The following is a 14,663-nucleotide window of genomic DNA, read 5'->3' as shown; positions in this document are numbered from 1 at the left end:
ATATAGCTTCATTTTATTTTAATATATACTAACTAATTACTTCATGGATTAGTGGTATATCATTTTTATAGCCTTCAACTATTTCATAGTTTTTTAAGATACCCTCATTAGCTTTTTCAATAAGGCTTTCATTATTACTATGAATATATGCTATGGTGTCACCCTTTTCTACTTTATCACCACGTTTTTTATTTAAAACTATTCCCACTGCTAAATCTATTTTACTTTCTTTAGTGGCCCTTCCTGCTCCAAGTTCCATTGCAACTATTCCTAAGTTTTCAGCATGGATTTTTTTAACCACTCCACTATTTTCTGCAATTACCGGTACTACATACTTAGCTTTAGGTAATAAATTTGTATTATCGATACAGTCTATATCTCCACCTTGAGCTTTAACAAATTCTTTAAGTTTTTCTATAGCTGCTCCTGAAGTTATAGTCTCTTTTAACATAGCTTCAGCTTCCTCAGCAGTACTTGCTTTTCCTGCTAACATTACCATACGACTTCCTAAAACTAAAGAAAGTTGTAATAAGTCCTCGGGACCATTTCCCTTTAATGTATTTATGGCTTCTTCTACTTCTAAAGCATTACCTATAGCTAAACCTAATGGTTGGTCCATATCAGAAATTACTGCCATAGTATTACGCCCAATATGTTTTCCTATAGAAACCATTTCTGTAGCCAATTCCTTAGCAGATTCTGTGTTTTTCATGAAAGCTCCATCTCCAACCTTAACATCTAAAACTATAGCATCAGCTCCTGAAGCTATTTTTTTGCTCATAATGCTAGATGCAATTAAAGAAACATTATCAACGGTTGCTGTAACATCTCTTAAGGCATATAACTTCTTATCAGCTGGTGCTAAGTCTCCAGTCTGTCCTCCCACAGCAATTTTAATAGTGTTAACATTATTAATGAATTTTTCTGTTGGCATCTCCACTGAAAAACCTTTGAAAGCTTCTAACTTATCTATGGTTCCTCCAGTATGCCCTAGGCCTCTCCCTGACATCTTAGCTACTGGTATCCCCAATGCTGCTACCATAGGTGTAAGCACTAAAGTCGTAGTATCTCCTACTCCACCTGTACTGTGCTTATCTACCTTAACGCCTTGAATTTCACTTAAATCTAACATATCTCCAGAATGTACCATTGCCATTGTTAAGTCTGAAGTTTCTCTCTTATTCATCTTTTGAAAATATATAGCCATCAAAAGAGCTGATACTTGATAATCTGGAATTTCTCCCTTTGTATAGCTCTCTACAAAATAATTTATTTCCTCTGTAGAAAGCTCTCCACCATTTCTCTTTTTTAGAATCAAATCATACATTCTCATAAATCACACCCCGCTCTATACCTTTATATTTAATTTTGTTTGTAAATGGTCCACTATTATAATTCTCTAACTATTCCTTTCACTAAAGAAACAAATTTTGATTTTACTTTAGCAGAAGTTTCTATTACTTCTTCATGATTTAATGGCTGGTCTAAGATTCCAGCTGCCATGTTAGTTATGCATGAAATTCCTAGTATTCTAAGACCACAATGATTAGCTGCAATAACTTCAGGAACTGTTGACATTCCAACTGCATCAGCACCTAGTATTCTTGCCATTCTTACCTCTGCTGGAGTTTCATATACTGGACCTGTAAACATCATATAAACTCCTTCTTTCAATTCTATATTAAGAGATGCTCCAACTTCTTTTGCTAGTTTTAAATATTCTCTATCATAAGCTGTAGACATATCTGGGAATCTTGCTCCTATTTCTTCTTCATTTTTACCTATAAGTGGATTTGTACCTGCAAAGTTTATATGATCTGTAATCATCATTAAATCACCTGGTACAAAGCTAGTATTAACACCACCACAAGCATTAGTTACTATCAAGGACTTAACACCCAAATATTTCATGATATGGATTGGAAGTGCTAATACGCTCATAGGATGGCCTTCGTAATAATGAAATCTACCTTGCATCATGATAACCTTTTTACCTTCTAAAGTTCCGCATACAAATTGTCCTGCATGACCTTGTACTGTAGATACCGGAAGATTAGGTACTTCTGAATACTTTACTACCACCCTATCTTCAACCTTGTCAGCCATATCACCAAGACCAGAGCCTAAGATAATACCTATTTCTGGTTGGAAGCTTAACTTAGCCTTTATGTATTCTACACTCTCATTAATTAATTTAATATCCATTATAATTTCTCCTCTTCTTCACAGTTATATAATTTTATTTAGTTATACTCTATATTATCAGCTTATTAATTTATCTTAATGTTATTTGTTTGACTAGTTAGTTAAATAAATAATATTAACAACAAATTACAATATATTATTACCTTTAAGGAATTTATATATTGTAATTTGTGTATTAAAATTTTTATTATTCTTATTGTCTTTATATTTTTATACTATCTAAAACTCTTTTAAACCTAGATTACTAGCTATACAATTAAATCTTTGAAGCTTTTTCCTACTAAATCATTTTCAATATCAAGTAAATCTAATACAGTTTTACCTATATCGCAGAATCCATTTCTAGTTCCAAGATTTATATCTTCCTTAAGATTTCTTCCATATACAAGTACAGGCACATATTCTCTGGAATGATCTGTACCTTCTGTAGTTGGATCACATCCATGATCTGCAGTAATGATTAATACATCATTATCTCCTAAAGCTTCTTTAATTTCTGGTAATCTATCATCAAATTCTTCTAAAGCCTTAGCATATCCTTCTACATCATTTCTATGTCCAAATTTCATATCAAAATCTACTAAGTTTGTAAATATGAATCCATTAGAATGAGACTTCATCATTTGTAAAGTTTTATCAACCCCATCCATATTGTCCTTTATAGATACTGATTCTGTAACACCTTTTCCTGTAAATATATCTTTAATCTTACCTACAGCTGCCATAGGTAAGCCAGCTTCACTGACATACTCAAGAGCAGTCTTATTAAAAGGCTCTAGTGCATAATCATGTCTATTAGCTGTTCTTACAAACTCACCTTTTTTCATACCTTTAAATGGTCTGGCAATTACTCTACCTACCATCTTATCTCCAACTAACATTTCTCTTGCAATTTTGCACATATTATATAATTCTTCTAAAGGTATTACATCTTCGTTAGCTGCAATTTGGAATACACTATCTGCAGAAGTGTAGATTATAGGGTATCCAGTTCTTATATGTTCTTCCCCTAATTCCTCAATGATGGCTGTACCAGAAGCAACTACATTTCCTAAAGTCTTTCTTCCTATCTTAGCTTCAAATTCATCCATAATTTCTCTTGGAAAACCATTAGGATAAGTTTGAAGAGGTGTTTCTAAAATTACTCCTGCCATTTCCCAATGTCCTGTAATAGTATCCTTTCCTTTTGAAAGTTCACTACATCTTCCATAAATTCCTTCTGGATTTTCGCACTTAATAAGGTTTTCCACGCCTTCTATGGAACCAATTCCTAAAGCTTCTAAGTTTGGAATAGAAAAACCTTTAACATGTTTTGCTATATTACCTAAAGTATTACTACCTTTATCTCCATAAAGCTCTGCATCTGGAAGTTCTCCAATACCAACACTATCAAGCACAACTAAAACTACTTTTCTATCCATGATATACTTCCTTTCTTCTTAGTCACTGATATATTATATTTTACCACAGTTGTTTCAAAATATATAACTAAATAAAATAAATTATGTGTCACTGCTAAACTTCCATCTTTTTTAGCAATGGCACATAATATAATAGTACATTATTATTGAAATATGTCAATTTATTAGTTGAATTTATTTATCTATATTATTCCTTTATCTCAATATGGAATTAAATATATGAATATAATTATATAATATTTCTAAAGGTTTTATTAGTTCATTGCCAACTAAAATACTATTTTCATAAATTCCAGGTTTATAAAAATAATTCAGTACATAATCTAATATATTAGGCAGTACTCCCCCCATAACAAATATAATTATAAAGCACTCTGCGTATATAATTAAGAACTTTTTAATGTCATCTTTCATACTTTTATACCCCTAACCCCTTTAGTGCAAAATTTATAAGTATAGGCGTTATAAAAGACTCAAATAAAAATCCAATGAACATAACTCCTGTGACAATTAAAAACATCATAGTATAATTTTTTACTGAACCAGTATTAGGTGAATATTTCTTTGTAAATTTTTCTTTTACTATACCTATAGAAAATTCAATAGATAGTACTGATAAAAATATTAAACATGGTATATATATAAGGTTTTGTGGTAAAACACCTAAAAGTGATAAGAGTAATCCTTTTTCTTTTAATCCATATATAAAAAAACTAAAAGTAAATCCTAAAGAAAATCCTTTGTAAATATTAATCAAAATAATTATTGGAAGTCCTACCACTGTTAATCCCAAGAACCAAAATCCAATTATAATGGGTATATTATTTTTTAAAGTACCCATTAATATTTCTTTATTAGATAATCCATCTAAGGTCGATGATGATCCAAAAGCAGTTATATAGTTAATTAAGGTACTCTTGTCCACATCCCCCATATATTTAACACAATAGAGACCTAGAATCATCCCAGTGGCAATAAATAATATTGTTAATAAATACATCCAAATATTTTCATAAAAATGTTTATTAAAACTATCTATTATGCTTCTTAATGTCATACATATTCCCCCTTAGTTTATTTAAGAATTAATTTATATTTATGCCTAACCCAAGGGTAATATTCCATTTTGTTTAATTTTTACAAGTATGCTAAAGCTGCAATGGTCTTTCCGTCTATAACTTCTCCACTTTTAACCATTTCTTTAATTTTATCTATACTATATAATTTTACATTTATAAATTCATCATCATCTCTATTAACTTCCCCTTTATATAACTCAGTAGCCTTATATAAATATATATATTCATCTGAAAATCCAGGTGCTGTAGCTATTTTACCTAAGAACTGAAATTTTTTAGCCCTATATCCAGTTTCTTCTTCCAATTCTCTAATGCCACATAGTTTAATATCTTCTCCCTTTTCTATTTTTCCAGCTGGTATTTCTAAAATTGCTCTATCTAATGCTTTTCTAAACTGTTCCACAATAAGTATAGTATCTGAATTCAAATAAGCTACTATACCAACTGCTCCTGGATGTTCTACAAGTTCTCTTTTTCCCACTTTTCCATTAGGAAGTTCCACTTGTTGCACTTTTAAATTTATTACTGTTCCTTTAAACTTATATTCTTCACTAATAGTTTTCTCAAAAAGTTTCATCATCACCACTCCCCACAATATATAATAACCTATCATACATAAAATAGACACCTTCAATTTTTTCAAATTAAAAGATGTCTATAATTTTTAATTATATATTGTTGGTGTAAAAACAATTTGTTGCCTTAGCTTTAATAATTAATCGACTTAAATTTTACTATAAACCTAATAATATTAAACTTCTAGCATACTTTATTTTTAAGTCTTAGCTTGTCTGCTACCATTGCGATGAACTCTGAATTTGTTGGTTTACCCTTTTCATTATGAATAGTGTATCCAAATAACTTATTAATAGTATCAACCTGTCCTCTACCCCATGCAACTTCTATAGCATGTCTTATAGCTCTTTCTACTCTACTTGCAGTAGTATTGTATTTCTTAGCTATTGCTGGATATAGTTCTTTAGTTACTGCTGACAATAATTCTATGTCATTTACCACTAAAGTTATGGCTTCTCTTAAATACATATACCCTTTAATATGAGCTGGTACACCAATTTCATGAATAATATTAGTAATTTCTGATTCTAAATCCATAGATCCACTATTTGATTTGGGTTTAGCATCCATCATTAATGATGAAGAACTAGTTGTATTAGTAACTGGTGTTTTTCTAACTGTATCACTTGAAATTGAATTATTAAACATATCTCTAATTCTATTAGATAATACGTCCATATCAAAAGGCTTAACTACATAATAATCAGCTCCTAAAGATATAGCTCTTTGAGTTATTTTGTCTTGACCTACTGCTGATAATATAATTATTCTAGGCATTGGATTTAAATTCATTGTATTTAATCTCTCAAGAACTCCTAATCCATCTAAATGAGGCATTATAATGTCTAGAACTACTAAATCAGGGTTAGTTTGTTCAATAAGTTCTAAAACCTCTACTCCATCTTTTGCTACACCAACTACGTTGATGTCCTTTTGACTTAAAAAATAATCACTTAAAATATTGCAAAACTCCTTATTATCATCTGCAATTAGCACATTAATGCTTCTTTGCTCCATTCCACAACTCCCCTTTTTGTAATTTTTACCATATCATAGATATATAATTTCGACAAAAGTAATAAAACTCCTTCTACTACCTAAAAAAAATAAATTTTTTTAAAATTCAACCTTTTCTTATATTATAACATCATTTTGAGTCAAATAAAAACAACCTATTGTAATTTTATATAAATAGATTGTTTTTATTTAATTATTTATGATTATTATATAGCCTTTTGTATTTTTTAAGTGTAATTGATAATATTTATTTATTTCCTAATGTCTGCTTCATTTATCATCCAATCCATATATATTCCATATCCTGTATCAGGCTTATTGACAAGAACATGGGTTACTGCACCTACTATTTTGTTATTTTGAATTATTGGACTTCCACTCATACCTTGAATAATCCCACCTGTTTTCTCTATGCACAATGGATCTGTAACTTTTATTATCATACTTTTACCATTTGGTTCTTGTTGATTTAATAATTTTTCTATTACTATGTCAAATAATTGAGGCTCTTCTCCATCTATAGTTGTAAGAATTTGTGCTTTTCCTACCTTAACTTCATCTTTAAATCCTACCTTCATAGGCTTATTATAATTATTGCATATTAAATTATCATTACCTTCTCCAAATACTCCAACAGGGGTATTTAATCTAATTATTCCTAAGGTCTTATTACTATCTGTAAAAATCCCCCTAAGTTCACCTGGACTACCTTTAGCTCCTTTCCTAACTGACACTATATTAGAATCTACAATTTCACCTTTCCCAACACTCATAATAGTATTGGTATCCATATCTGTTATAGGATGTCCTAGTGCTCCAAACTTCCCACTTTCTTTATGATAAAATGTTAAAGTTCCCACACCTGCCACAGAATCCCTAACCCATAATCCAATTTTATAGTTTTCATCCTTCTTACTGACCACTGGATTAACTACAAAATTCATTTCTTCGCCTTTTCTATTTACTGTAATTTTAACCTGCCCTCCCTTTGCTCTATTTACATAAGTAGCTATATCTTCGGCACTTTTTATTGTTTCATTGTTAATTTTTGTAATACTATCTCCTATAGCTATTCCAGAAATAGCAGCTGGGCTTTGAACCTTATTACCATCTACCTCAATATCTGACAAAGCAATAACAAGGGCTCCTTTTGTATTAATTTTAATTCCTAAAGGTTTTCCTCCTGGGTAAACCATTATGTCGGAGGTTTTAGCATAATTAACCTTTTTTAGACTAGTAGCTTCTGAAAAATTTAATTTATAGTCCATAGCACTTGAATAATTATTTATTGAAGGCACTGCTTCATTAAAATATCTATTAATTATATCAGTATAGCAATTTATAGATATTAGTATGAAGGTTGTAGTAAATATCAAGAATAAAATATTACTAAATTTTTTCATAATGCTTTACCTCCTGTAAAGAATGTTTAACTTTAATTTTCCCCTATGAGAAATTTTTATGTTAGAGTTCTTTTTCTTTTAAACCCAAAAAGATTTCCTAATTGAATTTTTTAGAACATGAAAATAAAACACTATAAACTAAAGTTATACTTAGTTTATAGTGTTAAACATTTTTATAGTATATATTCACATTTTAATTTTTATTTTTTAAAATTTATAATAAAATCTAAGAACTCTGTTTATTGTCTTAAATCACTTTTTATTTCTTTTGCTTTTGAAATCATCTCTCTTGCATTTTCAATAGTTATAGCCGTAACTTCGCTACCACCAATTATTCTAGCTACTTCTTGTTCCACTTCATCATCCTTCAGCTTCTTAACTTTTGTAAACGTATTTACTTCATCGCTGTTTTTTTCAATTAAATAATTCACATCTGCTAGTGCTGCAATTTGAGGTAAATGAGTTATACAAAATACTTGATGAGCTTCAGAAATAAGCACCATTTTTGCTCCTACTCTTTGAGCTATCCTACCACTTATTCCAGTATCTACCTCGTCAAATATTACAGATGGAATTTGGTCTTTATCTACAAACACAGTTTTAAGTGCTAGCATAATCCTTGATAATTCTCCACCCGAAACCACTTCTTCTAAAGGCTGTAATGGCTGTCCAGGGTTAGTGGAAATGTTGAACTGTATCTTGTCTCTACCTTTATAATTAAGATTATCTGTATATGCTACCTCTATTTTAAATCTACTTTTTTCAAGACCTACATAATCTAATTCTTTTTTTATTTCTTTTTCTAGTACTTCACTTATTTCTAATCTTAAATTATGTAATTCCTGTGCTATTCCTTCTAATTTTTCATATAACTTTTTCTTTTGTTTTAATAATTCTTCTATAATCTCTCCACTGTTTATTAATTCGAAATATTGTTCTTCTATATTATTTTTATACACTAGCACATCTTCTAAAGTAGGTCCATATTTCTTTTTACAAGCAGATAATTGATACATTCTAGAATTTATAAATTCCAATTCACCTATATCATAGTCTGTATTATCCTTTAAGTCACTAAGAGTTCTAGTATTATCCTCTAACAAGTAATATGATTCCTCCAGAGAATCTACTATGGATTTAACTTCTTCATGATGAGCTTCAATAGACTTAAGTTCTCTAATAACATACATTAAGGAATCTATAATAGAAATCCTACTTTCATCATTCTCTTTAAGTAGCATATAACTTTTTTCTAACGCCTTTTTGATTTTTTCTCCATTAGATAACATATTAAATTTTTTTGATAACTCTTCATCTTCACCTATTTTAGGTTTTATGCTATTAATTTCATCTATTTGAAACTTTAGAAAATCTATTTTTTTCTCTCTTTCTCCATCGTTTCCTTGAAGTCTATTTATTTTTTCTTCAACTTCACCATATTTTAAATAAAATTTATCGTATTCTTCAAGCTTATTCACCAATAAATCTTGGCCAAATGAGTCTACATAATTTATGTGCTTTGAACTATCTAATAAATTTTGGTTTTCATGTTGACCATGAATATCAATTAAAGTTTCACTAACCTGCTTTATTTTAGATAGCAATAAGGTTTTATTATTTACTTTTGCTATGGTTTTACCTGAGTGAAAGCTTTCCCTACTGAGTATTACTATTCCCTCATCAATAATATCTAATTCTTCTAAAATAGCCTTAGTTCTTTGATTTTCAATAGAAAAAACTGCTTCTACTACAGTTTTATCTTCTCCTACCCTTATTAAATTCTTATTAAATTTACCTCCAAGAACAAAGCTAATAGCATCAATTAATATAGATTTACCTGCTCCTGTTTCTCCTGATAAAACATTAAATCCCTTAGAAAAATCTATGGATAGTTTTTCTATAAGAGCAAAGTTCATAATATTAAGTTGTAAAAGCATTTATACCATTCCTCATTTACTTTATTAATTTTTCTATTTCTAATTTAAGTTCCTCGGCTTTTTCGTCAGTCCTTACCAAGATAAAAATAGTATTATCTCCAGCTATCGTTCCTGCAATTCCTTCTAATTTAAAAGAGTCAATTGCTTCAGCTGCAACTTGAGCTGATGCTGTAATTGTTCTAACAACCAAAATTTTATCTACTTTTTCAACAGATATAGCTGTATTTGAAAATATGTATGCCAATGCACTAATAGTTGAGTTGTTATTTGAATTTACTTGTGCATACTTGTATCTTCCTGTATGAGATAAGGTTTTAATTAAGTTTAATTCCTTTATATCTCTAGATACAGTTGCCTGAGTTACATTTATATTTTTAGCTCTTAATCTATCAGCTAAATCTTCTTGAGTTTCAATATCTTCATTTTTTATTATATCCAATATTATACTATGGCGATTTTCTTTCATATATTTTCTCCTCACAATCCATAGATCTTGAAATTATTTTCGTTCTTAATATTTTAAAATAATCATAATCCTTAAATTGAACAATCTTACACTTATCTTCAATTGTTTCAATTATCATCTCATTGTATTTATCTGATTCTAATTCTAAATGCCCATCACAGGTTAAGAATACGTTATCTTCATTAGTATTTAATATTATTTTTATCTTGTTATGAGGATCTAAAATAATCGTCTTTACTCCATTAGATATAGGACAAATAGGAGTTAAACTTATTAGCTCCATAGTTGGATAGATTATTGGCCCCCCCGCTGATAAAGAATAGGCTGTAGAGCCTGTAGGGGTAGATACTATTAACCCATCAGCTTTATAGCTACTATAAAAGCTTCCATCTACAAATATATTATAAGTCAACATTCTGCTTAGAATCCCTTTGGTTATAACTATATCATTTAAAGCTACATGGACATTTTCACTATCTTTTTTAGGAATAGTAACCTTTATCATCATTCTTTCCATGATTTTAAATTCATTATTTTTAAGTTTTTTAATAGCTTCACTAACTTCTGTTAGTTCTACACTAGTTAAAAAACCTAAATGGCCTATATTAACTCCAAGAATTGGTACTCCATATTTATATATCTTTCTTGCTGCTCTTAAGATAGTTCCATCCCCACCTAAGGTAACGAGTAAATCTAATTTTTTGTTTTCTTCTAGCTCCAATCCCTGAGCATCTTTAAATATGTGTAATTCACTTTCAGGAAATTCTTCCTTTATTAGATCATGAACATAGTTTAGTATTGTATTCTTCTTATCTTTAGATGAATTTATGTTAATACCTATACTCTTCATATATCCTCCACAGTAAGTTTTTCATGAGCATTTTTTACAATGTTTCCTATACTATTGCTGTTAAAATTTCCAATTCTATTAAAATCTTTAGTAAAATTAATCAGATATTCTATATTTCCATTAGGACCCTTAATGCCTGAATAAGTTAAATTTAATATATTAATGTGACTCTCCTTCAAAAAAGTTACTACATTTAAAATAACCTCTTCATGGATTTTACTATCCCTTACTACCCCTTTTTTAGAAACTTTTCCTCTACCAGCTTCAAACTGAGGTTTTATAAGTGCTACCACTTCTCCCACGTCCTTCAAAAGTGGAATAACATGAGGTATTACTTTATCTAATGAAATAAAAGATACATCTATAGATGCAAAATCACAGGATTCACCAATTTGTTCTATTGTAAGATTTCTTACATTTGTGCTTTCCATAGAAACAACTCTTTTATCCCCTTTAAGTTTGTATGCCAATTGATCTTTACCTACATCTATTGCATATACCTTAATGACTCCACTAGTAAGCATACATTCTGTAAATCCTCCAGTAGATGCTCCTATATCTAAGCATTTAAGCCCTTTAAGATTTATATTAAAATCTTTAAGGGCTTTTTCTAATTTAAGTCCACCTCTACTTACATAGGGAATTACTTCCCCACACATTTCAACTTCAGCAGTTTCTTCAACTTTTAGCCCGCATTTTCTTTCTTCTTTTCCATTGACATATATTTTTCCAGATAAAATATATTCTCTAGCTTTTTCACGAGAAATTGCTAATTGCTTTTTTACTACTAATAAATCTAATCTAACTCTTTCCTTTAACATGCTTACTCCTTAGTTAAAAATTCCTCTACACTACTACAAATTCCTTCTGGGTCTAATTTGTTAAGATTATATAATATATTAACATCTCCATGCTGTATAAATTTATCCTTAAATCCTAATGTTAAAATATTATTCTTAAGTAACCCTTCCCTATTTAAATACTCTAATATCTCACTTCCAAGACCACCAGATATCATATTATCTTCTACAGTAACTAAATCATATCCTGACTGTACTAGTTCTTTTATCAATTCAGTGTCTATAGGTTTTACAAAACAGCTATTTACTATTGTACAATCTATATTTTTCTCCTTTAACATTTCTTTAGCAATAATTACATTCTGAACCATTTTACCTACTGCTATTATTGCCACTTTTCCAGATTTATTACCTAAAACTTCCCACTTACCTTTTCTAAAGAAAGTCATAGGTGAAAGTTTAATATTAGATAAGTCTCCACCCCTTGGATATCTTATAGCTATAGGATAGTTTTGTGTAACTGCAAACTGTAGCATATACCTTAACTCTTCAGTACATTTAGGACTCATTATTGTCATATCTGGTATGTGTGTTAAGTAAGATAAATCAAATACCCCTTGGTGAGTTTCTCCATCTTGACCTACAATACCCGCTCTATCTATAGCAATTACCACTGGCAATTTTTGTATTGCTACATCATGAATAACTTGATCATAGGCTCTTTGAAGAAAAGTAGAATACACTGCAAATACAGGCTTTAATCCTTGTGATGCCATACCTGCTGCCATGGTTACCGCATGTTGCTCTGCTATACCTACGTCAAAAAATCTCTTTGGGAATTCCTTAGAAAATCCCTCAAGTCCTGTTCCCTCTGGCATAGCTGCAGTTATAGCTACTAATTTTCTGTTTTTTTCTGCTAATTTTACCATAGTATCACCAAAAATTTCTGAATAGGATTTGCTAGCCTTTGAAGGTTGCTGTCCATTTTCACAATTAAAAGGTCCTACTCCATGAAATTTATCTGGGAACTCCTCTGCATACTCATAACCTTTACCTTTTTTAGTTATTACATGAATAATTACTGGGCCTTCTACCTGTTGAGCTTTTTTTAGTACCTTACTCATCTCTTTAATATCATGGCCATCTATTGGTCCATAATATTTTAAACCCATATTTTCAAAAAGCATTCCAGGAACCATAAGTTGCTTTACAGAATCCTTCATCTTATTTATAGAATTAATCATACTTTTTCCTACCTTTGGTATCTTCTCCAAAGTAGCATTTACATCACTTTTAACTCTATTATAAGCATTTCCCATCCTTAAATCATTTAGATATGTGGATATTCCTCCAACATTTGGTGAAATAGACATTTGATTATCATTTAATACTACTATCATCTTAGTTTTATTATATCCTATATCATTTAAAGCCTCCATAGCCATTCCGCCAGTAAGGGCTCCATCTCCAATTACAGCTACCACATCATGTTTCTCATTTTTTATGTCTCTAGCCCTTGCCATCCCTGCCGCTGCCGATATAGATGTACTACTATGTCCTGTATTGAACATATCATACTTACTTTCTTCTGTTTTAGGAAATCCACTAAGACCTTTATATTGTCTAAGGGTATCAAATTTTTCTTTACGTCCTGTTAATATTTTATGAACATAAGATTGATGTCCTACATCCCAAATTATCTTATCCTTGTTAAAATCAAATACGTTAAATAAACTCATAGTCAATTCAACTACACCTAAATTAGATGATAAGTGTCCTCCCGTCTTGGAGACTTGAGTGATCAGAAATTGACGTATTTCTTCTGCAAATTCTTCCAATTCATTTATTTTCATGTTTCTTATTTCATTAAAATCTTCATATCTATCTAAATACTTTGACATTTGCCTTAACCTCGTTTTATAAAATATATTACTTTTGCAACTGCATATAATATATTATTACTATTTGTAATTGCGAATTTTTTTCCTATTGCTTTTCCACCAACAGTAGCTCCTGCTATCATTGCACTAATACCAGATGCTATTAATATTTCAGAACCATAAGGGTAAAGTTGCAATATTTTTGCTACTATTACTACACCTACAGCTCCACTTATAATACCACACACATCTCCTACCACGTCGTTACAAAAGTTTGAAACCTTACTTGCATTTCTTATCATCTTCACTGCTATCTTTGCTTCTTTTATCTTCTTTGCAGCCATGGCATGAAATGGAATTTCATTTGCTGCCGTAACCGCTGTACCTATCACATCAAAAATTACGCCTAAAAAAATAATCAACACTAATATGGTAAACGCTAACGAAGCATTAACCCTTGGAAGTGTAGATTCTGATAAAAGTGAAGCAGTTCCACTAATAATTATAGTATAAATTGTAATTTTAGTTATCCATAATGCTTCTTTTGTATTTTTTTTCTTACATTCTTTGTTTTTGGCTTTTTTATTCCGCCTACTACTATCGCTTTCCAATTTTACCCTCCAAAATAGATAAAGGTGGTAGCATACTAAGTAAAATTTGCGGCTTAGGTCTAGCAGGATTTCCCATAGAGTAATCAAGATGTCGCCATCTTGACGGTTTCCCTTTAATGCTCTATCTATAGTGTTTCCAACTACAGGGCTAGATTACCACTTAGTCCACACTGCAATCCTTAATATGCTTCACATGGAACAGTCTAGGAGATTTCCTCGACAGTTAGGTACTCTCTTATCCTCTTTTGCAACATGGGTTTTAGCAAGCAATAGCCCCATTACCCTGGCCGGGGTAACAAGATTTGTTCTCACCTCTACCCACCTCACTCAAGGCAGGCTACTCTGCACATAGCTCGTTTACCACAATGCAGGTTTAATCCAGTGCCGTACCGTGGGTATCTCTCCCAAAGCACAAACA

The 14,663-nt window shown here is 30.5% G+C and carries 14 protein-coding genes; all 14 read right to left on the bottom strand.

What is annotated here, in order from left to right:
- Positions 1-28: 28 nt before the first annotated feature.
- The 14 genes from B3Z56_RS10675 to B3Z56_RS10610 all read right to left on the bottom strand — a co-directional run bounded on the left by B3Z56_RS10675 (position 29) and on the right by B3Z56_RS10610 (position 14,245).
- Positions 29-1,333: a pyrimidine-nucleoside phosphorylase gene (locus B3Z56_RS10675; protein WP_346878749.1), complete on the bottom strand. Its 1,305-nt coding sequence runs from the start codon at positions 1,331-1,333 to the stop codon at positions 29-31.
- Between the two features lie 56 nt (positions 1,334-1,389).
- Positions 1,390-2,205, bottom strand: coding sequence for a purine-nucleoside phosphorylase (locus tag B3Z56_RS10670; RefSeq protein ID WP_035129396.1), 816 nt, complete (start codon positions 2,203-2,205; stop codon positions 1,390-1,392).
- A 248-nt stretch (positions 2,206-2,453) separates the two neighbouring features.
- Positions 2,454-3,626 (bottom strand): phosphopentomutase, encoded by a 1,173-nt coding sequence (locus B3Z56_RS10665; protein ID WP_346847964.1) that lies wholly within the window; start codon positions 3,624-3,626, stop codon positions 2,454-2,456.
- Positions 3,627-3,821: 195 nt separating this feature from the next.
- Positions 3,822-4,040 carry a hypothetical protein gene (locus B3Z56_RS10660; protein ID WP_346847963.1) on the bottom strand — a complete coding sequence of 73 codons (219 nt, stop codon included), beginning with the start codon at positions 4,038-4,040 and terminating at the stop codon, positions 3,822-3,824.
- 4 nt (positions 4,041-4,044) lie between these two features.
- The gene (gene spoIIM / locus B3Z56_RS10655; RefSeq protein WP_346878748.1) at positions 4,045-4,683 is read right to left on the bottom strand and encodes a stage II sporulation protein M; all 639 of its coding nucleotides are present in this window, start codon (positions 4,681-4,683) and stop codon (positions 4,045-4,047) included.
- Between the two features lie 80 nt (positions 4,684-4,763).
- Positions 4,764-5,282 carry an NUDIX hydrolase gene (locus tag B3Z56_RS10650; protein ID WP_346878747.1) on the bottom strand — a complete coding sequence of 173 codons (519 nt, stop codon included), beginning with the start codon at positions 5,280-5,282 and terminating at the stop codon, positions 4,764-4,766.
- Positions 5,283-5,464: 182 nt separating this feature from the next.
- Positions 5,465-6,298, bottom strand: a complete 834-nt coding sequence (gene spo0A, locus B3Z56_RS10645) for a sporulation transcription factor Spo0A (RefSeq protein WP_150844952.1) — start codon at positions 6,296-6,298, stop codon at positions 5,465-5,467.
- Between the two features lie 251 nt (positions 6,299-6,549).
- On the bottom strand, positions 6,550-7,704 hold the full coding sequence (gene spoIVB, locus B3Z56_RS10640) for a SpoIVB peptidase (RefSeq protein ID WP_414632284.1): 1,155 nt from the start codon (positions 7,702-7,704) through the stop codon (positions 6,550-6,552).
- Between the two features lie 236 nt (positions 7,705-7,940).
- Entirely contained in the window at positions 7,941-9,638 is a 1,698-nt protein-coding gene (recN, locus tag B3Z56_RS10635; RefSeq protein WP_346878746.1) for a DNA repair protein RecN, read from the bottom strand.
- Between the two features lie 16 nt (positions 9,639-9,654).
- Positions 9,655-10,104, bottom strand: a complete 450-nt coding sequence (locus B3Z56_RS10630; RefSeq protein ID WP_346847958.1) for an arginine repressor — start codon at positions 10,102-10,104, stop codon at positions 9,655-9,657.
- Complete coding sequence (locus B3Z56_RS10625) at positions 10,085-10,954, bottom strand: NAD(+)/NADH kinase (RefSeq protein ID WP_346878745.1); 870 nt, start codon at positions 10,952-10,954, stop codon at positions 10,085-10,087. The genes B3Z56_RS10630 and B3Z56_RS10625 overlap by 20 nt, the downstream gene beginning before the upstream one ends.
- Positions 10,951-11,775 (bottom strand): TlyA family RNA methyltransferase, encoded by an 825-nt coding sequence (locus B3Z56_RS10620; protein WP_346878744.1) that lies wholly within the window; start codon positions 11,773-11,775, stop codon positions 10,951-10,953. The genes B3Z56_RS10625 and B3Z56_RS10620 overlap by 4 nt, the downstream gene beginning before the upstream one ends.
- A 2-nt stretch (positions 11,776-11,777) precedes the next feature.
- Positions 11,778-13,655 carry a 1-deoxy-D-xylulose-5-phosphate synthase gene (dxs, locus tag B3Z56_RS10615; protein ID WP_346847955.1) on the bottom strand — a complete coding sequence of 626 codons (1,878 nt, stop codon included), beginning with the start codon at positions 13,653-13,655 and terminating at the stop codon, positions 11,778-11,780.
- Between the two features lie 5 nt (positions 13,656-13,660).
- Complete coding sequence (locus B3Z56_RS10610) at positions 13,661-14,245, bottom strand: hypothetical protein (RefSeq protein ID WP_346847954.1); 585 nt, start codon at positions 14,243-14,245, stop codon at positions 13,661-13,663.
- Positions 14,246-14,663 lie beyond the last annotated feature (418 nt).

The organism is Clostridium sp. UBA7791, assembly GCF_002480755.1.
GTDB lineage: Bacteria > Bacillota > Clostridia > Clostridiales > Clostridiaceae > Clostridium_J > Clostridium_J sulfidigenes.
The sequence above is the reverse complement of the archived record's forward strand: the minus strand, read 5'-3'. Positions and strand labels throughout refer to the sequence as shown.

Coding starts and splice junctions, on each gene's coding strand:
- B3Z56_RS10675 (WP_346878749.1), bottom strand. CDS start 1,333: ATGAGAATGTATGATTTGATTCTAAAAAAGAGAAATGGTGGAGAGCTT.
- B3Z56_RS10670 (WP_035129396.1), bottom strand. CDS start 2,205: ATGGATATTAAATTAATTAATGAGAGTGTAGAATACATAAAGGCTAAG.
- B3Z56_RS10665 (WP_346847964.1), bottom strand. CDS start 3,626: ATGGATAGAAAAGTAGTTTTAGTTGTGCTTGATAGTGTTGGTATTGGA.
- B3Z56_RS10660 (WP_346847963.1), bottom strand. CDS start 4,040: ATGAAAGATGACATTAAAAAGTTCTTAATTATATACGCAGAGTGCTTT.
- spoIIM (WP_346878748.1), bottom strand. CDS start 4,683: ATGACATTAAGAAGCATAATAGATAGTTTTAATAAACATTTTTATGAA.
- B3Z56_RS10650 (WP_346878747.1), bottom strand. CDS start 5,282: ATGAAACTTTTTGAGAAAACTATTAGTGAAGAATATAAGTTTAAAGGA.
- spo0A (WP_150844952.1), bottom strand. CDS start 6,298: ATGGAGCAAAGAAGCATTAATGTGCTAATTGCAGATGATAATAAGGAG.
- recN (WP_346878746.1), bottom strand. CDS start 9,638: ATGCTTTTACAACTTAATATTATGAACTTTGCTCTTATAGAAAAACTA.
- B3Z56_RS10630 (WP_346847958.1), bottom strand. CDS start 10,104: ATGAAAGAAAATCGCCATAGTATAATATTGGATATAATAAAAAATGAA.
- B3Z56_RS10625 (WP_346878745.1), bottom strand. CDS start 10,954: ATGAAGAGTATAGGTATTAACATAAATTCATCTAAAGATAAGAAGAAT.
- B3Z56_RS10620 (WP_346878744.1), bottom strand. CDS start 11,775: ATGTTAAAGGAAAGAGTTAGATTAGATTTATTAGTAGTAAAAAAGCAA.
- dxs (WP_346847955.1), bottom strand. CDS start 13,655: ATGTCAAAGTATTTAGATAGATATGAAGATTTTAATGAAATAAGAAAC.